This is a genomic window from Escherichia sp. KS167_9B (assembly GCF_030295215.1).
GTDB classification, from domain to species: domain Bacteria; phylum Pseudomonadota; class Gammaproteobacteria; order Enterobacterales; family Enterobacteriaceae; genus Escherichia; species Escherichia coli_F.
The window spans coordinates 4,530,457-4,552,646 of the sequence record NZ_AP025754.1 but is presented as its reverse complement, the minus strand read 5'-3'; the positions used below and the strand labels follow the sequence as shown (position 1 = coordinate 4,552,646).

Annotated in this window: 20 protein-coding genes; 7 read left to right on the top strand and 13 right to left on the bottom strand. The window is 50.1% G+C overall.

Features of this window, described 5'->3' with window-relative positions:
* Nucleotides 1-152: 152 nt before the first annotated feature.
* Nucleotides 153-1,490, top strand: a complete 1,338-nt coding sequence (gene adeP / locus QUE34_RS22810; protein ID WP_032304110.1) for an adenine permease AdeP — start codon at nucleotides 153-155, stop codon at nucleotides 1,488-1,490.
* Between the two features lie 53 nt (nucleotides 1,491-1,543).
* On the opposite strand, the gene yieF is transcribed toward adeP, so the two are convergent.
* The 7 genes from yieF to tnaC form a co-directional block, all read right to left on the bottom strand.
* Nucleotides 1,544-2,110 carry a class I chromate reductase YieF gene (gene yieF / locus QUE34_RS22805; protein WP_001291118.1) on the bottom strand — a complete coding sequence of 189 codons (567 nt, stop codon included), beginning with the start codon at nucleotides 2,108-2,110 and terminating at the stop codon, nucleotides 1,544-1,546.
* 21 nt (nucleotides 2,111-2,131) lie between these two features.
* Nucleotides 2,132-2,881: a 4'-phosphopantetheinyl transferase family protein gene (locus QUE34_RS22800; RefSeq protein WP_024211991.1), complete on the bottom strand. Its 750-nt coding sequence runs from the start codon at nucleotides 2,879-2,881 to the stop codon at nucleotides 2,132-2,134.
* A gap of 156 nt (nucleotides 2,882-3,037) precedes the next feature.
* Complete coding sequence (gene yidZ, locus QUE34_RS22795; protein WP_024211990.1) at nucleotides 3,038-3,997, bottom strand: HTH-type transcriptional regulator YidZ; 960 nt, start codon at nucleotides 3,995-3,997, stop codon at nucleotides 3,038-3,040.
* Nucleotides 3,972-5,147 carry a multidrug efflux MFS transporter MdtL gene (gene mdtL / locus QUE34_RS22790; RefSeq protein WP_000086006.1) on the bottom strand — a complete coding sequence of 392 codons (1,176 nt, stop codon included), beginning with the start codon at nucleotides 5,145-5,147 and terminating at the stop codon, nucleotides 3,972-3,974. The genes yidZ and mdtL overlap by 26 nt, the downstream gene beginning before the upstream one ends.
* A 132-nt stretch (nucleotides 5,148-5,279) precedes the next feature.
* Nucleotides 5,280-6,527 carry a low affinity tryptophan permease TnaB gene (tnaB, locus tag QUE34_RS22785; RefSeq protein WP_032304109.1) on the bottom strand — a complete coding sequence of 416 codons (1,248 nt, stop codon included), beginning with the start codon at nucleotides 6,525-6,527 and terminating at the stop codon, nucleotides 5,280-5,282.
* Nucleotides 6,528-6,618: 91 nt separating this feature from the next.
* Nucleotides 6,619-8,034, bottom strand: coding sequence for a tryptophanase (gene tnaA / locus QUE34_RS22780; RefSeq protein ID WP_001469007.1), 1,416 nt, complete (start codon nucleotides 8,032-8,034; stop codon nucleotides 6,619-6,621).
* Nucleotides 8,035-8,254: 220 nt separating this feature from the next.
* On the bottom strand, nucleotides 8,255-8,329 hold the full coding sequence (tnaC, locus tag QUE34_RS22775) for a tryptophanase leader peptide (RefSeq protein WP_001364348.1): 75 nt from the start codon (nucleotides 8,327-8,329) through the stop codon (nucleotides 8,255-8,257).
* Nucleotides 8,330-8,729: 400 nt separating this feature from the next.
* Between tnaC and QUE34_RS22770 the strand changes: the two genes are divergently transcribed.
* Complete coding sequence (locus tag QUE34_RS22770; RefSeq protein WP_103253847.1) at nucleotides 8,730-10,901, top strand: ShET2/EspL2 family type III secretion system effector toxin; 2,172 nt, start codon at nucleotides 8,730-8,732, stop codon at nucleotides 10,899-10,901.
* A gap of 147 nt (nucleotides 10,902-11,048) precedes the next feature.
* Here the strand turns inward: QUE34_RS22770 and mnmE are convergent, their stop codons facing one another.
* The 6 genes from mnmE to QUE34_RS22740 all read right to left on the bottom strand — a co-directional run bounded on the left by mnmE (nucleotide 11,049) and on the right by QUE34_RS22740 (nucleotide 15,215).
* Nucleotides 11,049-12,413, bottom strand: coding sequence for a tRNA uridine-5-carboxymethylaminomethyl(34) synthesis GTPase MnmE (mnmE, locus tag QUE34_RS22765; RefSeq protein ID WP_001282361.1), 1,365 nt, complete (start codon nucleotides 12,411-12,413; stop codon nucleotides 11,049-11,051).
* 105 nt (nucleotides 12,414-12,518) lie between these two features.
* Nucleotides 12,519-14,165, bottom strand: coding sequence for a membrane protein insertase YidC (gene yidC, locus QUE34_RS22760; protein WP_016242848.1), 1,647 nt, complete (start codon nucleotides 14,163-14,165; stop codon nucleotides 12,519-12,521).
* A 2-nt stretch (nucleotides 14,166-14,167) separates the two neighbouring features.
* Nucleotides 14,168-14,425 (bottom strand): membrane protein insertion efficiency factor YidD, encoded by a 258-nt coding sequence (gene yidD, locus QUE34_RS22755; protein WP_001307474.1) that lies wholly within the window; start codon nucleotides 14,423-14,425, stop codon nucleotides 14,168-14,170.
* Nucleotides 14,389-14,748 (bottom strand): ribonuclease P protein component, encoded by a 360-nt coding sequence (rnpA, locus tag QUE34_RS22750; RefSeq protein ID WP_000239730.1) that lies wholly within the window; start codon nucleotides 14,746-14,748, stop codon nucleotides 14,389-14,391. Before rnpA ends, yidD begins: the two co-directional genes overlap by 37 nt.
* A 16-nt stretch (nucleotides 14,749-14,764) precedes the next feature.
* Nucleotides 14,765-14,905, bottom strand: a complete 141-nt coding sequence (gene rpmH / locus QUE34_RS22745; RefSeq protein ID WP_000831330.1) for a 50S ribosomal protein L34 — start codon at nucleotides 14,903-14,905, stop codon at nucleotides 14,765-14,767.
* A 229-nt stretch (nucleotides 14,906-15,134) separates the two neighbouring features.
* Nucleotides 15,135-15,215, bottom strand: coding sequence for a hypothetical protein (locus tag QUE34_RS22740; RefSeq protein WP_122134670.1), 81 nt, complete (start codon nucleotides 15,213-15,215; stop codon nucleotides 15,135-15,137).
* A 296-nt stretch (nucleotides 15,216-15,511) separates the two neighbouring features.
* Here QUE34_RS22740 and dnaA point away from each other — a divergent pair, with 296 nt between their 5' ends.
* From dnaA to QUE34_RS22715, 5 genes are all read left to right on the top strand, one after another.
* Nucleotides 15,512-16,915 (top strand): chromosomal replication initiator protein DnaA, encoded by a 1,404-nt coding sequence (gene dnaA, locus QUE34_RS22735; RefSeq protein WP_000059102.1) that lies wholly within the window; start codon nucleotides 15,512-15,514, stop codon nucleotides 16,913-16,915.
* A gap of 4 nt (nucleotides 16,916-16,919) precedes the next feature.
* Complete coding sequence (dnaN, locus tag QUE34_RS22730; RefSeq protein ID WP_000673464.1) at nucleotides 16,920-18,020, top strand: DNA polymerase III subunit beta; 1,101 nt, start codon at nucleotides 16,920-16,922, stop codon at nucleotides 18,018-18,020.
* The gene (gene recF, locus QUE34_RS22725) at nucleotides 18,020-19,093 is read left to right on the top strand and encodes a DNA replication/repair protein RecF (RefSeq protein ID WP_000060098.1); all 1,074 of its coding nucleotides are present in this window, start codon (nucleotides 18,020-18,022) and stop codon (nucleotides 19,091-19,093) included. The genes dnaN and recF overlap by 1 nt, the downstream gene beginning before the upstream one ends.
* Nucleotides 19,094-19,121: 28 nt before the next feature.
* Nucleotides 19,122-21,536: a DNA topoisomerase (ATP-hydrolyzing) subunit B gene (gene gyrB / locus QUE34_RS22720; RefSeq protein WP_001353554.1), complete on the top strand. Its 2,415-nt coding sequence runs from the start codon at nucleotides 19,122-19,124 to the stop codon at nucleotides 21,534-21,536.
* Nucleotides 21,537-21,775: 239 nt separating this feature from the next.
* The gene (locus tag QUE34_RS22715; protein WP_198600490.1) at nucleotides 21,776-22,174 is read left to right on the top strand and encodes a YidB family protein; all 399 of its coding nucleotides are present in this window, start codon (nucleotides 21,776-21,778) and stop codon (nucleotides 22,172-22,174) included.
* Nucleotides 22,175-22,190 lie beyond the last annotated feature (16 nt).

The following is a 22,190-nucleotide window of genomic DNA, read 5'->3' as shown; positions in this document are numbered from 1 at the left end:
TTAGTTTAACGTTTTCGTCATGCAAATTTGCACAACGCAATCGTTGCCGTATAAGCAAATACAATGAAAAAAAGTTATCTTCAGCCGTCCATATTGTCTCATTTTGGTATACGATAGCGACGGATTTTCCCTCCTTAGTTCGGAAATAGATAATGAGTCAACAACACACAACCCAGGCTTCTGGTCAGGGGATGCTGGAACGCGTGTTTAAACTGCGCGAACATGGCACGACGGCTCGGACCGAAGTGATCGCCGGTTTTACCACCTTCCTGACGATGGTTTACATCGTTTTTGTTAACCCGCAAATTCTTGGCGTTGCTGGCATGGACACCAGCGCCGTCTTCGTCACCACTTGTCTGATTGCTGCATTTGGCAGCATTCTGATGGGACTGTTTGCTAATCTGCCAGTTGCACTGGCACCAGCAATGGGCCTGAACGCATTCTTCGCTTTTGTGGTTGTACAGGCGATGGGCTTGCCGTGGCAGGTCGGGATGGGCGCAATCTTCTGGGGCGCGATTGGTCTATTGTTACTGACAGTTTTCCGCATTCGCTACTGGATGATTGCTAACATTCCGGTAAGTCTGCGTGTGGGCATCACCAGCGGTATCGGCCTGTTCATTGGCATGATGGGGCTGAAAAACGCGGGCGTGATTGTCGCGAATCCCGAAACGCTGGTGAGCATCGGTAACCTGACTTCTCACAGCGTGCTGCTGGGTATCCTCGGCTTCTTCATCATCGCTATTCTGGCCTCGCGCAATATTCACGCGGCGGTGCTGGTTTCTATTGTGGTGACGACGCTGCTGGGCTGGATGCTGGGTGATGTGCACTACAACGGCATCGTGTCTGCGCCACCGAGCGTAATGACAGTAGTGGGTCATGTCGATTTAGCCGGTTCGTTTAATCTCGGTTTGGCAGGGGTGATTTTCTCTTTCATGCTGGTCAACCTGTTTGACTCCTCCGGTACGCTGATTGGCGTAACTGATAAAGCAGGTCTGGCGGATGAGAAAGGTAAATTCCCGCGCATGAAGCAGGCACTGTATGTCGACAGTATCTCTTCCGTGACAGGTTCGTTTATCGGTACTTCTTCTGTTACGGCGTATATTGAGTCCTCTTCCGGCGTTTCTGTTGGTGGTCGCACCGGTCTGACGGCAGTTGTTGTCGGCTTGCTGTTCCTGCTGGTTATCTTCCTGTCGCCGCTGGCGGGGATGGTGCCTGGCTACGCTGCAGCTGGTGCGTTGATCTACGTTGGTGTGCTGATGACCTCAAGTCTTGCTCGCGTGAATTGGCAGGATCTTACCGAATCCGTTCCAGCGTTTATTACCGCCGTGATGATGCCGTTCAGCTTCTCGATTACCGAAGGTATTGCGCTGGGCTTTATCTCCTACTGCGTGATGAAAATCGGTACCGGACGTCTGCGTGATCTAAGCCCGTGCGTAATCATCGTTGCGCTGCTGTTTATCCTGAAGATTGTGTTTATCGACGCTCACTAAAATCGATAGCGCGTTAAAAACCCGCCATGCATGATTGCTGGCGGGTTTTTTATTTAGATCTTAACTCGCTGAATAAACTCACCAAATGCGGTTAATTGCCCGGTCAGGTGATCCAGCGTACCCTGATCAATCACTTCTCCGGTTTGCGGATCAACTTTGTTCTGAATCACGCCGCCCATAAATTCCGGCTTGTTCATCACCATTGCATCGAGGAAAACCAGAATCTGGCGCAGGTGATACTGACAGCGCGCGCCGCCAATCACGCCCATTGAGCTGGTCTGAATCAACACCGGTTTACCAGCCAGAGGTTGATCCGGCAGGCGGGAAAGCCAGTCGATGGCATTTTTCAGCCCGCCCGGTACCGAGTAGTTATATTCCGGCGTGACGATCACCACACCGTCAGCCTGACGGATCTGCTCCGCCATAGCTTCTACCGTTGCGGGAAAACCTTCTTCCTGCTGTACATCAGCGTCATACAGGGGAATGTCGGCAATGGAAGGTAATGCATTGATTTCCATGCTAGCAGGAGCAATTTTCGGCAGGGTACGTGCAACCATGCCATTAAATGAGCCTTTGCGCAGGCTCCCCAGTAACGTAACCACCTTCAATTTTTCAGACATGATGACTCCTGTGGTTGTCTATCAATTTGGCGAAAAAGACTTCACGGTAGAGAGTTGGGCAAAACGCATCATCCGGCTGGTAGGATTGTTGGCGCGGCTGTGAATATCCGGCAGGCTTTTCCAGCCGCGTTTGCCATCTAACTCCCAGACACTGAGCTTTTCAATTGTGGGCGTGACCGCCACGGACCACACCAGCACGTCCTCCGCGTCGCATAACGCTTCAACATGATTTACATGAGCACATTTCAGGCGTCCGGCAATGGGCAGCAGTTGCAGATCGCGCGGATCGTCATTCAAAACATCACCGGTTAGTTTTAGCACGCTTCGGCGCAGCGTGATGAGTTGCGCTCGCGCTTCGTTATGATCGTTTTGTTTACTGATCCATAGTGATTCGTTGCTGGAAAAGGTGTGGTTATCGGGCGCGTGTGGGCTATGAAACCCGCGCGTCGCACGCTGCAGTTCCATATCGAGGCCACATTCACCTTCGGTTGTTAGCGCCACGCCAACCATATTCCCGGCATAGGAAATAGAAAACGAGGGCAAATTTTTATCACTGAAAACCGGTTTTCCTTTCGGCAGGGTGACGATTTCCGGTAATTCGCCGATGCCATACAGCATGAACATCAGTTCTGCGAGTAAACCTCTGGACGCCAGGAAACGGCTTTGACGATGAGGGGGAATATTTCGGGCTTCTTGATGACACTGGGAGGAGAGACGAACAGAAATCAGATGTCCTTCCGTTAAAATCCCTCGGGCAAAGTGAGTCGCCATTTTTCGCTCCATGCTTAATGGTCCATTATGAATACAAGAGTAATCATTTACTGGAATGATGGACAGACTAAAGCGGCTAAAAGTTCGATTCAGATAAGTTTATTACAACTTTTTTACATTTTATTGTGAAATAGGGTCGCGTTTCATACGATTCGGTTATGCCATCGACGCGTAAAGATTTTTAATGGTTTCCCGTAACCAGACGATTTTCGGATTATGGCTGTTCCGTTTATGCCACAGTAGGGTAAAAGGGACTTCCAACTTTTTTTGCTGGCTTTCGTCAAACGGGAGAGGTAGAGCAACCAACGGCAGTTGGTGGAGTTGATTGTAGTACTGACAGTAGCGTGGTGCGGTCGCCAGTAGCAGATTGTCGGGCTGCGCTGCCATAAACAGTGACTGCTCGAATTCCGGCAAACTCATAGCAATCGTGCGTTCGCGCCCCAGCTCCTGTAACACATTGTCCAGCGCCCAGGTATCGCTCTGTTCCCAGCAAATGCTGATATGTGGGTAACGTAAAAAGGTATCCAGATCCCACGCTTCATGCAGTGCTGGATGATCCTGGCGCAACCAGACGCAGGGCACATCACTAAACAGTACTTCATAATCAATGGCTAATGGCAGCGAGCTTAACAGCTCCCGCGAACGGGGATGACTTTCGCGACCGGAAAAACCAATATCCACTTCGCCACGGGTAATCGCATCCAGTGAATCATAATCCCAGTTGCGCAATTTGATGGTCGCCTGCGGGTATCGTTGGTAGATCCGTTTCGATAGCGCATTAAGCATAATCATCATCAGCGGCGATTCCGCCGCCAGTTCAAACTTAAGACCGCGCGGCGTTTCGTGGTGTGGTTTATCCAGCAGCAAATTGCTCATTTGCATCCACTCCGCCAGATTTTGCTCCATGCTGACCATTAGCGGTGTGGGTGACAGGCCCAGCGGTGAGTTCACAAAGAGCGGGTCGTCAAACCACGCTCTTAACTTTGCCAGCGACTTACTCACCGCCGAAGGCGTCACGTTCATCCGCTTAGCCGCTTTGGTCACGCTGCGTTCCTGCATCAGCAGTTGCAGGCAGAGCAGTAAATTGAGATCAAGCGTGGTGATGGATTTCTTCATGAGCGGCAACGGGGCGTCCAGGCGCGACGAACATAATCAGCAACAGGCTCACTATGCTACAGGCAATCAGAATCCCGATCAGCATATTCCATGCGCCGATACCAACCACCGCTGCCAGCCAAATCCACAGTGACGAACCGCAAACTTGCGCAATACCTAAGGTCGAGCTGGCTACGCCCGCGCGTAATGAAAACGGCCCTAACGCCTGACTCATCGCTACGCCAAAACCTACCGAGAAACCGGCGCAAATCAGCGTGATACCAAACAGAGAAACCGCATGGGAAGGTGAAACGGCAAGAGTGATACCTGCCGCCAGAAATAACACCTGTGAGGTGATCATCAACGTACGTGGCTTAAAGATCCCCAGTGCAAATGGCGTGGAGAATGAAACGGTCATGCTGACCCCTGCGGTCAACGCCATTATGGTGGCGTATTCTCCGCGCTCAAAGCCCATGATTTCCATCAGCAATACCGGCGACGTATTCACGAAGGTGAGGATCACCGAAACGCTGAGGGTGGTGATAACAACACGGCTGAGGAAAAACCGGTTAAGCAGCGACTCGCTATTTTCTCGTGGTTTGTCAGAAGCTGCGGGGGCGGCAGGGCGCGTTTCTTTTAAAATAAACAAAGACAACATCAGTACTGCGATGCCCATCGTTGCCATCGTCCAGAACAGACTCTGCCACGGGAATTTAAGCATAATCAGGTGTCCGAGCACTGGCGCTAACACCGGAATGATGCAGGTAATACCGTTGAGTAACGACAGCACTTTTGCCCGACGTCGATCATCCAGTGTGTCACGTAAAATGGCGAACGCCACCACGTAACAACAGCCTGCGCCTAACCCCTGTAGAAATCGCCCTGCAAGAAATAACGTGCTGGTTTCAGCCAGTGAACAGAACACCGAGGCGATAATAAATAGCGCCGCGCCGGGTATGGCGACAGGCTTTCTCCCTGAACGATCGGCCACTTTACCGGCAAATAACATCGCTGCTGCCATACCTGCCAGATAAACGGAGAACGCAATATGCAACTGCGCTTCGCTGGCATTGAGATCGGCGGCGATGCGCGGTAAACCAACGAGGTACATATCAATCCCGGCGGGATAAAGTAAAACCAGGGCAAAACTACAAATCAAAAAGCGGGACATGGGCTAAAGCGTCCTGATAGTAAGGTGACGCAAAGCATACGTGGTGAAGGAGAATCAGGCGAGTTGCCATTTGGACATAAGTGATTTCCTGACAGGCAAGAAGCCAGCTATTTCGCTGGCTTCTTAAACGGATTAGCCAAATTTAGGTAACACATTAAAGACGTTACCGAACCAGCATAAAATTACGGTTATACCAAAGAGAATGACAATCGCCGGAATAAGATTGCCGCCCCAGACCGTGAACATCTGATTGGGAAATTTCTTGCGAGCTTTGATTGCCAGCACTGCGGGGATAATGACTGCCCAGATGGTGGCGCACAACCCGGCACCGCCGATCCCGTAAATAAAGCCGTTTGGGAAGACGAGATATAACAAAGCAGGTGGCAGGAAGGTTAACAGCACGGTTTTGAAACGCCCGCCGTGGGAGTTATCAATCTTAAACAGATCCGCCAGATAATCGAACAACCCCAGTGTGACACCAAAGAACGAACTGGCGACAGCTAAGTTAGAGAACACCAGCAGGCAAAACTCGATAATGCCGTGCTGTTTGGTGCCGAGGAACGATTTCACCAGCGAATCAACGTTGCCGCCTGAAGAGATAATCGCCTTAAAGCTTTCTCGCGGAATGTTCCCCATCGTGCAATAGAGCCAGAAGAGATAAATCACCAGCGCCAACAGCGAACCGAAAACCACGCTTTTGATTAGCTTATCTTTGCGTTTGCCATAGCAAATAATCAGGCTGGGAATATTGCCGTGGAAACCAAATGACGCCAGACACACCGGCAAAGCCATAAAGATATACGGGAAGTAAGACGTTCCCGCCGTGGTGCTGGTGGCATCGCGCAGAATGGAGTAATCGATCTGGAAGAAGAAAGAACCAAACACGATCACAAAGGAGATAATTTTCAGCCCGAGGAACAACGAGGTAATACGGCTGGCGGCTAACGAGCTTATCCACAATACGCTGGCAACGAAAATGGCTGTGCAGATCCCGACAATACGTGGATTAGCGTGATAACCCAAATTCATTGATATCGTTTCACTAATGATCGCACCATTAGCAGAGATATAGGCATAAGTGAGGATATAGAGAACGAAGGCAACGGTAATACCGCTGATAATGTTCCAGGTGTTACCGATTAAATCTTTGGTGATGGTGTTAAAACTGGAGCCGACGGGATAATTTAAATTTGCTTCTAATAATAATAACCCGGAATGAAGCATCGAAAACCAGGCAATGATAAGGATAAAGGCACCCCAGAAAAACCAGGCACCGGCAAGATCAACAGGTAAAGCAAACATACCTCCACCGATTACTGTACCTGCTATAACCATAACACCCCAAAATGCAGAGTGCTTTTTTTCAGCTTGATCAGTCATGATGCCACCTTTAGAGGAAGGCTATTTTTGTTATTGAAGATGTAGGGAGTTAGAGTGGCTAACATCCTTATAGCCACTCTGAATGTATTAATTAAACTTCTTTCAGTTTTGCGGTGAAGTGACGCAATACTTTTGGCTCATAGGTAAAGGTTAACCCTTTAATATTCGCCGCGTTCTCTTTCACATGTTTGAAGGCTTCAATAATGAAGTCCATATGTGTTTGGGTATAGGTTGCGCGCGGAATGGTTAAACGCAGCAGCTCAGCCGGGCACGGCAACTGTTTACCGGTTTTCGGATCGCGGCCTAACAGGAAAGAGCCAATTTCTACCGCACGGATACCGGCGACTTTATACAGCTCGCAGGCCAGCGCCTGTGCCGGGAACTGATCTGCCGGGATATGCGGCAACAGTTTACCGGCATCAACGAACGCCGCGTGACCGCCCGCCTGTTGGCAGACAACGCCAATCTCTTCCAGACCATCGACCAGATACTGCACCTGCGCGATACGATAAGCCAGCCAGTCCAGATTCATGCCGTCATACAGACCTACCGCCAGACGCTCCATCGCGCCGCCTTCCAGGCCGCCATATGTCGGGAAGCCTTCCTGTACCACGCAAAGGGTTCTGCATTCGGTATACACATCAAAGAAGCTGTCGTCTTTCATGCACAGCAAGCCGCCCATCGGCACCATTGCATCTTTCTTGGCGGACATCGCCAGCATATCGGCATATTTGTAGGTTTCGCGGGTGATCTGCTCGATAGTCCAGTCTTTGTATTCTGCTTCACGCTGCTTGATGAAATAGGCGTTTTCGGCAAAGCGTGCGGAGTCCATGACCACCGGAATATCGTATTTCTTCGCGATGCTGTACATCGCTTTTAAGTTTGCCAGTGAAACCGGCTGACCACCTGCGGAGTTACTGGTGATGGTTGCAACGATATACGGCACGTTATTCGGGCCAACTTCTTCAATACCGCGTTCTAATCCCTCAAGGTCAAAGTTGCCTTTAAAGTCGTAACGCACGCCAGTATCGAAGGCTTCTTTGATATAGACGTTACGCACGGTACAGCCGTTGATCTGGCTATGGCCCTGCGTGGTATCAAAGAAATAGTTAGAGAACGCCACCATTTTGCTGCGATCCAGGCCCTTTTCCTGCTCGCGTTTTTTAATCAGAACAGGAATATAGATTTGCTCTGCACCACGGCCCTGGTGAGTCGGAATAGTGTATTGATAACCAAAGATATTTTTCACTGATTCGGCTAACGCATAGTAGCTGCGGCTGCCGCTGTAGGCTTCGTCGCCGCGCATCATCGCGGCCTGCATACTCTGCGTCACTGCCCCGGTGCCGCTGTCGGTCAGTAAATCGATAAACACATCTTCACTATCCAGCAGGAATGGGTTCATACCGGATTTAATAATTGCCTCTTCACGGTAAGTGCGAGTCGTACGTTTTACTGGCTCAATAACACGAATGCGGAATGGTTCAGGGAGATGTTTAAAGTTTTCCATTACATAATCCTTCATTTATTTTAATTACAGTGATCCCTGTGAATATGATATTTGCAATATCTATTAATTCGCCAGTTATATATGCCAAGACCATCATTTACTAAAACAAGTAAATAAATGAGAGACAGCCTTTGCAAAAGGCAAAATTAAGATATAGCAAACAAATAGATCACATTGAATCTAATCGGTTTGGCTCTGGTGATGGCTACAGAAGGGCAAATCAAGGGCGGTGATCGACAATCTTGTTGTCAATATTGAACCATTTTGAGGTCACACATATATGTAAGATATTCATAATGCACTTATCCTCGAAAGACACGAGGCTACAGTATAATACTCAAGAAATTTGTCTATGCTGAAATTGTTTAAATGTGAATCGAATCACAATTAGTTATTGGCTGTGTTTGTGGGAGCTGGCGCATACGGAATATTAACATAAATCCGTGGGTGGATAATTTTTTAATTTTTATCATTATTGTTGAAGGTGATGGCATTGATTATAGGGATACCATTACAAGGAGCTTTTTCCCACGTTGACGTGTCGCGGTTTACTCACCTCATTACCAGGTCGATGACCTTATAGGGAAATGACGTAAAAAGACGAATAACTCTATAAATGAGCGAAATTTGATAGTTGATATTTAAATAGTAACCTTATTATTACTACAACTTTCATATGAATGAGGAGAAAGGAAATGGTTGATAACGTAACTGTTGGCAGAGTATGTGTACAATCTTCTTCTTTCATACCTGATTTGGATGGAGGAAAAAATAAAACTCAATTAATCGTTGACGATATAGTGTCGTATCTTAAAAATCCTTCAGTTTATTCACTTGAAAAAGCGGGTTCATTAAGTAATTTTGTTAATAATAGCAGTGAGATTGAACCATGGGTTTTTATCGGTGGTGGACTTATTATTATTGTCTCAACATCTGAGCAAGACCCTGAAAGTATGATTGTAACTGTGGGGGATGCTGAAGGAAAGTATGCTACACAGATTTTTGTACCGCCTGCGCTTACAACATCCCTCAAAGATATTTTTATTCGCTCTCATACGAACGCAGATGATGAGAGTTTTACTAAAGAGCAGAAAAAAGCTAATAGTAAATATGATATTGTAGATTATAACTGTAAGGTTTATTTTAATGAAAAACCAGAAGATTTAGTCGTGTGCAGGCATATTTCTCTGCAGTATTGTATAGATTCAATGAATGAAAATACAGGTAAAGTTCCATTGAAGGAATGCTATTCAACTCCAGAAGGGATACAGCAACATTTTCCATACGAGCTTGATCAGCAATTTGATAATCTAATAAACAATCCACCACCAGGTACATGCGTCGTTGCTAGTGACAAGTTCGGGGAGATATTATCTGTCTTCTTTCACAGAATGGAAAAAGAGAAGTTAACGCATATGGCGGCAATCGTTAAATCTCAAACACACGCTATGGCCGTCCGCTTGAGGATAAAACAAACGCCTGCCGGAGAAACTGAATATGTTGTATCCTTTTATGATCCTAATGCAACCAATACTGCAGTACGCTATAAAGCAAAAAACTGTGATTCTTTTGGGTCATTACAATCATTTATAAATATTGAGTTGGCGAATATAAAATGGGTAAAAACAGAAATTTGCTCCGAGTGTGTAGGCATAATTCCTTATCTCCCTCGAGAGCAGGCCCATTTATTAAGTGGTATAGAAAATGAATTGCAACCACCATTATCACCATCAGCATTATATCTATTAATGCAAATGGGGACGTATGAAAATATTGTTCTTTTTTTCGATAAGTTAAGAAATTCCCAAGAAATGACAGTATCAAAGGTTCTTGAGATTCTTGCTGCTAAAGGACCAGGGGGAACATATGGGTTATATATGTCACTGCAACACGATAATCTTAATAAGATTAATGAATATATAACAAATTTAAAAGAGTTGGCCCGAAAATTTAACTTTAGCCGGGAAGACCTGGAAACTCTACTCCTTGCGAAAGATAACCGTGGTGTGAGCGCGATTTCTGTAGCGTTATCAAAAAATAAAAAAGAAAGTGTCAAGGCATTGTTCTTGGCGATAGATGACTTTGAGAAAGAGTTTGGGGTAAATAAAAATGAAATACTTCTTTATATAGGAAAAAAAATATGCTCAACTTATGATTTAAATAGCGCTATTAAAACCAATAATTATAATGTTGTTAATATATTGCTCGCCAATATAAAAGCCAAAATGTTTAAAAATGAAATAAATAAAGAAGATATATTGAAACTGATGGCTGCAAGAGAAAAATGGACGGGGGAGTCAGACAAATGGACGAAGGCATCAGGCTTATATTCTGCGATAGTGAAAGGGTATACGGAGATTGTTGCCGCCTGGATGGAGACAGCTGATGTGATAGCCAGCCATTATGAAAATGATAAAGATGTGGTGAGCGAACTACTGTCGCTGAGCAGAAATAATGCCGTCTGCTCTTTGCATATTGCAAGCTTTAAGAAAATGAGTAAACAGGTCATTGACGTATATCTGAATGCGGCGATTCGCCTGGCGTTGCAACACGGATTCACTTTCGATGAAATTGTGGAGCAGTTTACCCGTGACTTTGATGGCAAGCCATTCTCTCATGTGGTAAATAACGGGGATGATATACATATGGGACTCTGGCTGAAAATATTCAAAATTGTGGTTGGTGAAAATGAAAATTACCTTAAAGATGTGATGATGCAGCTGGAAGAAAAGAATAATGAAGGTAAATCTGTAATAAGTCAGGCAAATGGCAATCCTGTACTTAAAGAACTATTCTGGAAAGCAGTAGACGAATTTAACTTTCCGCAAGAGGAGCTTAATAGGTTAAAGCAATATCGTTCTCTGTAAAGACAGGACTGCAAGGTGTTTAAAGTCGCTCCAGCCAGTAGCAAATGCAGTTTCGGTGCAGGATGCTCATAAAAAACAAGCGCTGTTCCGTTCTGATAGTTAGTTTCCCCAGAACGGAACAGTGCCCTTTATATCAATTTAGACGACTCACTTACCAATACAGAAGCTGGAGAAAATCCGCCCCAGTAGGTCGTCTGAGGTAAATTCTCCGGTGATCTCGCTTAAATTCTGCTGCGCCAGACGCAGTTCTTCCGCCAGCAGCTCACCCGCCCAGGCACCTAACAGTTGCGCTTTACCCTGTTGCAGGTGCTCTGCCGCCTGTTCCAGTGCCTGTAGGTGACGACGACGCGCCAGGAAGCCGCCTTCCATGTTGGTGTCAAAGCCCATGCTCTGTTTGAGATGGTTACGCAGTACGTCCACACCTTCACCAGTCCTTGCCGAGAGACGAATTAACGCGTGACCGTTCACTTCACTCATCCCCAGCGTTTCGCCGGTGATATCGGCTTTATTGCGTACCACGGTGATCGGCAGTTTCGCTGGCAGACGGGCGATAAACTCCGGCCAGATCTCTGCTGGATCAACGGCATCCGTGGTGGTGCCATCAACCATAAACAGCACGCGGTCGGCCTGTTCAATTTCCTGCCACGCGCGCTCGATCCCAATACGTTCAACTTCGTCACTGGCTTCACGTAGTCCGGCGGTATCGATGATATGCAGCGGCATTCCGTCAATGTGGATATGCTCACGCAGTACGTCACGCGTGGTTCCGGCGATATCAGTCACGATTGCCGCTTCACGGCCCGCCAGCGCGTTCAGTAGGCTTGATTTACCGGCGTTTGGACGCCCGGCAATGACGACTTTCATCCCTTCGCGCAACAAGCTGCCCTGACGAGCCTCGGCGCGTACTGCGTCGAGATCGGCAATCACGTCATTGAGCTGGGCTTCAATTTTGCCGTCGGAGAGGAAATCGATCTCTTCATCAGGGAAATCAATTGCCGCTTCGACGTAAATGCGCAAGTGGGTGAGGGCTTCCACCAGATGGTTAACCCGTGCGGAGAACGCGCCTTGCAGCGAGTTTAGCGCTGAGCGCGCCGCCTGTTCCGAGCTGGCGTCGATCAGATCGGCAATCGCTTCGGCCTGGGCTAAGTCGAGTTTATCGTTCAGAAATGCGCGTTCGGAAAACTCACCAGGACGGGCAATCCGCAGGCCGGGAATAGTCAGAATGCGTTTTAACAGCAGGTCGAGGATCACCGGACCGCCATGACCTTGCAGTTCCAGCACATCTTCGCCGGTGAACGAGTTCGGGCCAGGGAACCATAGCGCAATCCCCTGATCGAGCACGCTGCCATCGGCGTCTTTAAACGGAAGATAATCGGCGTAGCGCGGCTTAGGCAGTTTACCCAGCACGGTTTCGGCAACCTCACGGGCTTTGAGGCCGGAGATGCGCAGGATGCCAACGCCGCCACGTCCCGGAGGCGTGGCCTGGGCTACGATAGTGTCATTATCGCTCATGATGTTCCTGTTGCTTTGTGTGGCGGATGCGCGGTGCTTATCCGCCCTACGAAAAGAAAAAAGGCGGTCAACTGACCGCCCTTATTTTAGCGAAAACTCACCGAATCAGGATTTTTTCTTCTCGCGGCTATGCAGGCCACGTTTCTCCAGACCACGGTAAATCAGCTGCTGCTGGATAATGGTAACCAGGTTGCTGACGATATAGTACAGCACCAGACCTGATGGGAACCACAGGAAGAACACCGTGAAGATGACCGGCATAAAGGTCATGATCTTCTGCTGCATCGGGTCGGTCACAGTGGTCGGCGACATCTTCTGAATGAAGAACATCGTTACGCCCATCAGGATCGGCAGGATGTAGTACGGGTCCTGTGCTGACAGGTCGTGGATCCACAGTGCAAACGGTGCCTGACGCAGTTCAACGGAACCCATCAGCATGTAGTACAACGCCAGGAAGATTGGCATCTGGATCAGCAGCGGGAAGCAGCCGCCCAGCGGGTTAACCTTCTCAGCTTTGTACAGCGCCATCATTTCCTGGCTGATACGCTGTTTGTCATCGCCCAGACGCTCACGCATCGCCTGAATCTTCGGCTGCAGCATACGCATCTTCGCCATGGAGGTGTACTGCGCTTTGGTCAGCGGGTACATGATGCCACGAACGATAAAGGTGATGATGATAATGGAGAAGCCCCAGTTACCCACAAAGCTATGGATCCATTTCAGCAGTTTGAACAGCGGCTGAGAGATGAACCACAACCAACCGTAATCAACGGTCAGATCCAGGTGCGGAGCAACTGCTGCCATTTTGTCCTGGATTTCCGGGCCAACCCACAGGGTGCTGTTCATTGCGCCAGTCTGACCAGGCTGAACCAGTACCGGCTGAGATTTATAGCCGATAGCGGCGATGCCGTTACCCAGATTAGCGGTGTAGAAGTTGTTGATACCGTCGTTATGCGGGATCCACGCAGTCGCGAAATACTGTTGCAGCATCGCCACCCAACCACCTTTCGAAGAGATGTTCAGGTTTTCGTTATCGGCAATGGTATCGAACTTATATTTCTCGTACTTCTCGTCAGGCGTGGAGTACGCCGCGCCACGGAAGGTGTGCAGTGCGAAGTTGCTGCTTCCGGTGTCGAGATGCGGTGGCAGTGTAATGGATTGCTTCAACTGACCAAAGGTGGAGATCTCCAGCGGTTTCTCGCCAGCGTTCTGCACGTTGTAGTTGACGTTGACAGCGTAATCACCACGTTTCAGGACAAACGTTTTGGTAAACGTGTTGCCTGCCGCGTCGGTATACGTCATCGGCACCTGCAGTTCGTTTTGACCTTCAGCCAGCACATAAGCGTCTTTTTCAACGTTATACAGCGGACGCGGGCCGTTAGCCGGGTTATCCGGGCCATCACGACCGGTCAGACCGCTCTGTGCCTGATAAATAAACTGCGGTGAAGTTTCCAGCAGCTGGAACGGTTGGGTAGAGTTCAGCTCTTTCGGGTAAGCAGGCAGCAGAGCTTGCTCAACATCACCACCACGGGTGTTGATGGTCAGATCAAGCACGTCGGTCTTAACCGAGATCAGTTTCCCCTGGCCACTGGCCGGTACGCCCTGGTCGGCGGCGCTACCCGCTGCGGTGGTCGTTGTCTGCGTGGTCTGTTGGGCCTGAGGTTGCGGGTTTTTATCCTGCTCCCAGGCTTGCCAGATCATGAAAGACACGAACAGCAAAGCGATGACTAAAAGATTGCGTTGCGAATCCATCGTTAGTGTTCTCTGGTATCAAATGGTCCGGGCGGGACGGGATCGTCACCACCAGGGTGTAAAGGGTGGCATTTTAATACGCGTTTCACCGTCAACCAACTGCCTTTTATCACTCCAAACCTGCGCAATGCCTCAATTCCGTAGCTTGAACAGGTTGGAGTGAAACGACAATGCGGCCCGAGTAGCGGACTAATCAGGCGTTGATAGACCCGAATGAGGGCTATCAGGACCCGCGAGCCAGGCGACAGTGGCGGCGCCATAATTTTTCCAACGCTTCCGAGAGAGCACGGTTATCGAGGTCGGCAACCCCTTTTTTCGCCACCACCACGAAATCCATAGCCGGGAGTTCATGTTGGCGCAGACGGAAGCTTTCACGCGTCAGACGTTTAATCCGATTGCGTTCATGGGCGCGTCGAACGTTTTTCTTGGCGACTGTAAGACCGATACGGGGATGCCCCAGCGAATTCAGGCGGCCGAGAATGGTAATTTGCGGCGTGCCAGCCCGTTGTGGCTGCTGGAAGACGAATGTGAATTGACTGGGAGTTAACAAGCGTAACTCCCTGGGAAATGCGAGCTTAACCACTCAGGGGTTAGCTTTATTACTTAGAAACGGTCAGACGAGCGCGGCCTTTAGCACGACGACGTGCCAGAACCTGACGACCATTTTTAGTAGCCATACGAGCACGGAAGCCGTGAGAACGGTTGCGCTTCAGTACAGACGGTTGAAAAGTGCGTTTCATGGCGATTTCTACCTAAACTTGAATAAATTCAATGGCTTTATTGGATATCCGCCGAAAAATGAAACGATGGACACCGAAGCCATGGGTGATTAAAGAGGCCGGATTGTAATAATTGTACACTCCGGAGTCAATTCTCTTTCCTTATTTACCGCGCTTTTCCGCACCTTTTCGCAGGGAAAACGTACGACCTCACACCAGTGAAAACCAGCATGGCGCGCCGGGTGGAGGATTATACGGGCTGACGGGTAAAGCGCAAGGATCGTCCTGGATCTTTATTAGATCGATTAAGCCAATTTTTGTCTATGGTCATTAAATTTTCCAATATGCGGCGTAAATCGTGCCCGCCTCGCGGCAGGATCGTTTACACTTAGCGAGTTCTGGATCATCCTGTGGATAAATCGGGAAAATCTGTGAGAAACAGAAGATCTCTTGCGCAGTTTAGGCTATGATCCGCGGTCCCGATCGTTTAGCAGGATCTTGATCGGGCATATAACCGCAGACAGCGGTTCGTGCGTCACCCTCAAGCAGGGTCTTTTCGACGTACGTCAACAATCATGAATGTTTCAGCCTTAGTCATTATCGACTTTTGTTCGAGTGGAGTCCGCCGTGTCACTTTCGCTTTGGCAGCAGTGTCTTGCCCGATTGCAGGATGAGTTACCAGCCACAGAATTCAGTATGTGGATACGCCCATTGCAGGCGGAACTGAGCGATAACACGCTGGCCCTGTACGCGCCAAACCGTTTTGTCCTCGATTGGGTACGGGACAAGTACCTTAATAATATCAATGGACTGCTAACCAGTTTCTGCGGAGCGGATGCCCCACAGCTGCGTTTTGAAGTCGGCACCAAACCGGTGACACAAACGCCACAAGCGGCAGTGACGAGCAACGTCGCGGCCCCAGCACAGGTGGCGCATGCGCAGCCGCAACGTGTTGCGCCTTCTACGCGTTCCGGTTGGGATAACGTCCCGGCTCCGGCAGAACCGACCTATCGTTCTAACGTAAACGTCAAACACACGTTTGATAACTTCGTTGAAGGTAAATCTAACCAACTGGCGCGCGCGGCGGCTCGTCAGGTGGCTGATAACCCTGGCGGTGCCTATAACCCGTTGTTCCTTTATGGCGGCACGGGTCTGGGTAAAACTCACCTGCTGCATGCGGTGGGTAACGGCATTATGGCGCGTAAGCCGAATGCCAAAGTGGTTTATATGCACTCCGAGCGCTTTGTTCAGGACATGGTTAAAGCCCTGCAAAACAACGCGATCGAAGAGTTTAAACGCTACTACCGTTCCGTAGATGCACTACTGATCGACGATATTCAGTTTTTTGCTAATAAAGAACGATCTCAGGAAGAGTTTTTCCACACCTTCAACGCCCTGCTGGAAGGTAACCAGCAGATCATTCTCACCTCGGATCGCTATCCGAAAGAGATCAACGGCGTTGAGGATCGTCTGAAATCCCGCTTCGGTTGGGGACTGACTGTGGCGATCGAACCGCCAGAGTTAGAAACCCGCGTGGCGATCCTGATGAAAAAGGCCGACGAAAACGACATTCGTTTGCCGGGCGAAGTGGCGTTCTTTATCGCCAAGCGTCTACGCTCTAACGTACGTGAGCTGGAAGGGGCGTTGAACCGCGTCATTGCTAACGCCAACTTTACCGGACGGGCGATCACCATCGACTTCGTGCGTGAGGCGCTGCGCGACTTGCTGGCATTGCAGGAAAAACTGGTCACCATCGACAATATTCAGAAGACGGTGGCAGAGTACTACAAGATCAAAGTTGCGGATCTCCTTTCCAAGCGTCGATCCCGCTCGGTGGCGCGTCCGCGCCAGATGGCGATGGCGCTGGCGAAAGAGTTGACTAACCACAGTCTGCCCGAGATTGGCGATGCGTTTGGTGGTCGTGACCACACAACGGTGCTTCATGCTTGCCGGAAGATCGAGCAGTTGCGTGAAGAGAGCCACGATATCAAAGAAGATTTTTCAAATTTAATCAGAACATTGTCATCGTAAACCTATGAAATTTACCGTAGAACGTGAGCATTTATTAAAACCGCTACAACAGGTGAGCGGTCCGTTAGGTGGTCGTCCTACGCTACCGATTCTCGGTAATCTGCTGTTACAGGTTGCTGACGGTACGTTGTCGCTGACCGGTACCGATCTCGAGATGGAAATGGTGGCACGTGTTGCGCTGGTTCAGCCGCACGAACCAGGGGCGACGACCGTTCCGGCGCGCAAATTCTTTGATATCTGCCGTGGTCTGCCTGAAGGCGCGGAAATTGCCGTGCAACTGGAAGGTGAGCGGATGCTGGTGCGTTCCGGGCGTAGCCGTTTTTCGCTTTCCACCCTGCCAGCAGCAGATTTCCCGAACCTCGATGACTGGCAGAGCGAAGTCGAATTTACCCTGCCGCAGGCGACGATGAAGCGTCTGATTGAAGCGACTCAGTTTTCGATGGCGCATCAGGATGTTCGCTATTACTTAAACGGTATGCTGTTCGAAACCGAAGGTGAAGAACTGCGTACCGTGGCGACCGACGGTCACCGTCTGGCGGTCTGTTCCATGCCAATTGGTCAGTCTTTGCCAAGCCATTCGGTGATCGTGCCGCGTAAAGGTGTGATTGAACTGATGCGTATGCTCGACGGCGGCGACAATCCGCTGCGCGTGCAGATTGGCAGCAACAACATTCGCGCCCACGTTGGCGACTTTATCTTCACCTCCAAACTGGTGGATGGTCGCTTCCCGGATTATCGCCGCGTTCTGCCGAAGAACCCGGACAAACATCTGGAAGCAGGCTGCGATCTGCTCAAGCAGGCGTTTGCCCGTGCAGCGATCCTCTCCAACGAGAAATTCCGCGGCGTGCGTCTGTATGTCAGCGAAAATCAGCTGAAAATCACCGCCAATAACCCGGAACAGGAAGAAGCGGAAGAGATCCTCGACGTTACCTATAGCGGTGCGGAGATGGAAATTGGCTTCAACGTCAGCTATGTGCTGGATGTTCTGAACGCGCTGAAATGCGAAAACGTGCGCATGATGCTGACCGATTCGGTTTCCAGTGTGCAGATTGAAGATGCCGCATCACAGTCGGCTGCCTATGTTGTCATGCCAATGAGACTGTAATGTCCCTCACCCGCTTGTTGATCCGCGATTTCCGCAACATTGAAACCGCGGATCTCGCTTTATCTCCCGGCTTTAACTTTCTGGTTGGTGCCAACGGCAGTGGCAAAACCAGCGTGCTGGAAGCTATCTATACGCTCGGCCACGGTCGGGCGTTTCGCAGTTTGCAGATTGGTCGTGTTATTCGCCACGAGCAGGAGGCGTTTATTCTCCATGGGCGTTTACAGGGCGAAGAGCGCGAGACGGCGATTGGCCTAACCAAAGATAAACAGGGCGACAGCAAAGTCCGCATCGACGGTACTGACGGGCATAAGGTCGCCGAGCTGGCGCATCTGATGCCGATGCAACTGATAACGCCAGAAGGGTTTACTTTACTCAACGGCGGCCCCAAATACAGAAGAGCTTTCCTCGACTGGGGATGCTTTCACAACGAACCCGGATTTTTCACCGCCTGGAGCAATCTCAAGCGATTACTCAAGCAGCGCAATGCGGCACTGCGCCAGGTGACTCGTTATGAACAGCTACGCCCGTGGGATAAAGAACTGATCCCGCTGGCAGAACAAATCAGCACCTGGCGCGCCGAGTACAGTGCCGGTATCGCCGCTGATATGGCCGATACTTGTAAGCAATTTCTCCCGGAGTTTACTCTGACTTTCTCTTTTCAGCGCGGCTGGGAGAAAGAGACAGAATATGCTGAGGTGCTGGAACGTAATTTTGAACGCGATCGCCAGCTAACCTACACCGCGCACGGCCCGCATAAAGCGGACTTACGCATTCGCGCCGACGGTGCGCCGGTGGAAGATACCTTATCGCGTGGGCAGCTTAAGCTGTTGATGTGCGCCTTACGTCTGGCGCAAGGAGAGTTCCTCACCCGTGAAAGCGGGCGGCGGTGTCTCTACCTGATAGATGATTTTGCCTCTGAGCTTGATGATGAGCGTCGCGGACTGCTTGCCAGCCGCTTAAAAGCGACGCAATCACAGGTCTTTGTCAGCGCGATCAGTGCTGAACACGTAATAGACATGTCGGACGAAAATTCGAAGATGTTTACCGTGGAAAAGGGTAAAATAACGGATTAACCCAAGAATAAATGAGCGAGAAACGTTGATGTCGAATTCTTATGACTCCTCCAGTATCAAAGTCCTGAAAGGGCTGGATGCGGTGCGTAAGCGCCCGGGTATGTATATCGGCGACACGGATGACGGCACCGGTCTGCACCACATGGTATTCGAGGTGGTAGATAACGCTATCGACGAAGCGCTCGCGGGTCACTGTAAAGAAATTATCGTCACCATTCACGCCGATAACTCTGTCTCTGTACAGGATGACGGGCGCGGCATTCCGACCGGTATTCACCCGGAAGAGGGCGTATCGGCGGCGGAAGTGATCATGACCGTCCTGCACGCAGGCGGTAAATTTGACGATAACTCCTATAAAGTGTCCGGCGGTCTGCACGGCGTTGGTGTTTCGGTAGTAAACGCCCTGTCGCAAAAACTGGAGCTGGTTATCCAGCGCGAGGGTAAAATTCACCGTCAGATCTACGAACACGGTGTACCGCAGGCTCCGCTGGCGGTTACCGGCGAGACTGAAAAAACCGGCACCATGGTGCGTTTCTGGCCAAGCCTCGAAACCTTCACCAATGTGACCGAATTCGAATATGACATTCTGGCGAAACGCCTGCGTGAGTTGTCGTTCCTCAACTCTGGCGTTTCCATTCGTCTGCGCGACAAGCGCGACGGCAAAGAAGACCACTTCCACTATGAAGGCGGTATCAAGGCGTTCGTTGAATATCTGAACAAAAACAAAACGCCGATCCACCCGAATATCTTCTACTTCTCCACCGAAAAAGACGGTATCGGCGTTGAAGTTGCATTGCAGTGGAATGATGGCTTCCAGGAAAACATCTACTGCTTTACCAACAACATTCCGCAGCGTGATGGCGGTACTCACCTGGCAGGCTTCCGTGCGGCGATGACCCGTACTCTGAACGCCTACATGGATAAAGAAGGCTACAGCAAAAAAGCCAAAGTCAGCGCCACCGGTGACGATGCGCGTGAAGGCCTGATTGCCGTCGTTTCCGTAAAAGTGCCGGACCCGAAATTCTCCTCTCAGACCAAAGACAAACTGGTTTCTTCTGAGGTGAAATCGGCGGTTGAACAGCAGATGAACGAACTGCTGGCAGAATACCTGCTGGAAAACCCAACCGACGCGAAAATCGTAGTCGGCAAAATTATCGATGCTGCTCGTGCCCGTGAAGCTGCGCGTCGCGCTCGTGAAATGACCCGTCGTAAAGGTGCGCTGGATTTAGCGGGCCTGCCAGGTAAACTGGCGGACTGTCAGGAACGCGACCCGGCGCTCTCTGAACTGTACCTTGTGGAAGGGGACTCCGCGGGCGGCTCTGCGAAGCAGGGGCGTAACCGCAAGAACCAGGCGATTCTGCCGCTGAAGGGTAAAATCCTCAACGTCGAGAAAGCGCGCTTCGATAAGATGCTCTCTTCCCAGGAAGTGGCGACGCTGATCACCGCGCTTGGTTGTGGTATCGGTCGTGACGAGTACAACCCGGACAAACTGCGTTATCACAGCATCATCATCATGACCGATGCGGACGTCGACGGCTCGCACATTCGTACGCTGCTGTTGACCTTCTTCTATCGTCAGATGCCGGAAATCGTTGAACGTGGTCACGTCTACATCGCTCAGCCGCCGCTGTACAAAGTGAAGAAAGGCAAGCAGGAACAGTACATTAAAGACGACGAAGCGATGGATCAGTACCAGATCTCTATCGCGCTGGATGGCGCAACGCTGCACACCAACGCCAGTGCACCGGCATTGGCTGGCGAAGCGTTAGAGAAACTGGTGTCTGAGTACAACGCGACGCAGAAAATGATCAACCGCATGGAGCGTCGTTATCCGAAAGCAATGCTGAAAGAGCTTATCTATCAGCCGACGCTGACGGAAGCCGACCTCTCTGATGAGCAGACCGTTACCCGTTGGGTGAACGCCCTGGTCAGCGAACTGAACGACAAAGAACAGCACGGCAGCCAGTGGAAGTTTGATGTCCACACCAATGCTGATCAAAACCTGTTTGAACCGATTGTTCGCGTGCGTACCCACGGTGTGGATACTGACTATCCGCTGGATCACGAGTTTATCACCGGTGGCGAATATCGTCGTATCTGCACGCTGGGTGAGAAACTGCGTGGCCTTCTGGAAGAAGATGCGTTTATCGAACGTGGCGAGCGTCGTCAGCCGGTAGCCAGCTTCGAGCAGGCGCTGGACTGGCTGGTGAAAGAGTCCCGTCGCGGCCTCTCCATCCAGCGTTATAAAGGTCTGGGCGAGATGAACCCGGAACAGCTGTGGGAAACCACCATGGACCCGGAAAGCCGTCGTATGCTGCGCGTTACCGTTAAAGATGCGATTGCTGCCGATCAGTTGTTCACCACGCTGATGGGCGACGCCGTTGAACCGCGTCGTGCGTTTATCGAAGAGAATGCCCTGAAAGCGGCGAATATCGATATTTAATGGCGTTAACAATGCGAGCGTGCCTGATGCGCTACGCTTATCAGGCCTACGAGACTCCTGCAATATTTTGAATTTGCATGATTTTGTAGGCCGGATCAGACGTTAACGCCGCATTCGGCAAGAAGCTATAAGAAAAGGGCGGAGATCATCTCCGCCCTTTTTATTTCTGCAATCCGTAATTATCATTCCGCAGAACTATACTTTTTGAGTCAACACGTAACGCTTTACAGGTGATTATCATGGGACTTTTGGATGAAGTTGTCGGCGCCTTTCTGAAAGGCGATGCGGGGAAATATCAGGCTATTTTGAGTTGGGTTGAGGAGCAGGGTGGCATTCAGGTGCTGTTGGAAAAACTGCAAAGTGGCGGCTTAGGTGCCATTCTCTCAACCTGGTTGAGTAATCAACAGGGCAATCAGCCGGTGAGCGGCGAGCAACTGGAGTCGGCGCTCGGCACAAATGCGGTGTCCGATCTCGGGCAAAAACTGGGTGTAGATGCCAGTACGGCTTCCAGCTTGCTGGCAGAGCAACTGCCAAAGATTATTGATGCTCTCTCACCGCAGGGTGAAGTGTCTTCGCAAGCCAATAACGATCTGCTTTCCGCAGGCATGGAACTGCTGAAAGGGAAACTCTTCCGCTAAGCAAAAGGGGAGCATG

Bases quoted from the DNA above. Each gene is read 5' to 3' on its own strand.
- adeP (WP_032304110.1), top strand. From the start codon at position 153: ATGAGTCAACAACACACAACCCAGGCTTCTGGTCAGGGGATGCTGGAA.
- yieF (WP_001291118.1), bottom strand. From the start codon at position 2,110: ATGTCTGAAAAATTGAAGGTGGTTACGTTACTGGGGAGCCTGCGCAAA.
- QUE34_RS22800 (WP_024211991.1), bottom strand. From the start codon at position 2,881: ATGGCGACTCACTTTGCCCGAGGGATTTTAACGGAAGGACATCTGATT.
- yidZ (WP_024211990.1), bottom strand. From the start codon at position 3,997: ATGAAGAAATCCATCACCACGCTTGATCTCAATTTACTGCTCTGCCTG.
- mdtL (WP_000086006.1), bottom strand. From the start codon at position 5,147: ATGTCCCGCTTTTTGATTTGTAGTTTTGCCCTGGTTTTACTTTATCCC.
- tnaB (WP_032304109.1), bottom strand. From the start codon at position 6,527: ATGACTGATCAAGCTGAAAAAAAGCACTCTGCATTTTGGGGTGTTATG.
- tnaA (WP_001469007.1), bottom strand. From the start codon at position 8,034: ATGGAAAACTTTAAACATCTCCCTGAACCATTCCGCATTCGTGTTATT.
- QUE34_RS22770 (WP_103253847.1), top strand. From the start codon at position 8,730: ATGGTTGATAACGTAACTGTTGGCAGAGTATGTGTACAATCTTCTTCT.
- mnmE (WP_001282361.1), bottom strand. From the start codon at position 12,413: ATGAGCGATAATGACACTATCGTAGCCCAGGCCACGCCTCCGGGACGT.
- yidC (WP_016242848.1), bottom strand. From the start codon at position 14,165: ATGGATTCGCAACGCAATCTTTTAGTCATCGCTTTGCTGTTCGTGTCT.
- yidD (WP_001307474.1), bottom strand. From the start codon at position 14,425: ATGGCGCCGCCACTGTCGCCTGGCTCGCGGGTCCTGATAGCCCTCATT.
- rpmH (WP_000831330.1), bottom strand. From the start codon at position 14,905: ATGAAACGCACTTTTCAACCGTCTGTACTGAAGCGCAACCGTTCTCAC.
- QUE34_RS22740 (WP_122134670.1), bottom strand. From the start codon at position 15,215: ATGACCATAGACAAAAATTGGCTTAATCGATCTAATAAAGATCCAGGA.
- dnaN (WP_000673464.1), top strand. From the start codon at position 16,920: ATGAAATTTACCGTAGAACGTGAGCATTTATTAAAACCGCTACAACAG.
- recF (WP_000060098.1), top strand. From the start codon at position 18,020: ATGTCCCTCACCCGCTTGTTGATCCGCGATTTCCGCAACATTGAAACC.
- gyrB (WP_001353554.1), top strand. From the start codon at position 19,122: ATGTCGAATTCTTATGACTCCTCCAGTATCAAAGTCCTGAAAGGGCTG.
- QUE34_RS22715 (WP_198600490.1), top strand. From the start codon at position 21,776: ATGGGACTTTTGGATGAAGTTGTCGGCGCCTTTCTGAAAGGCGATGCG.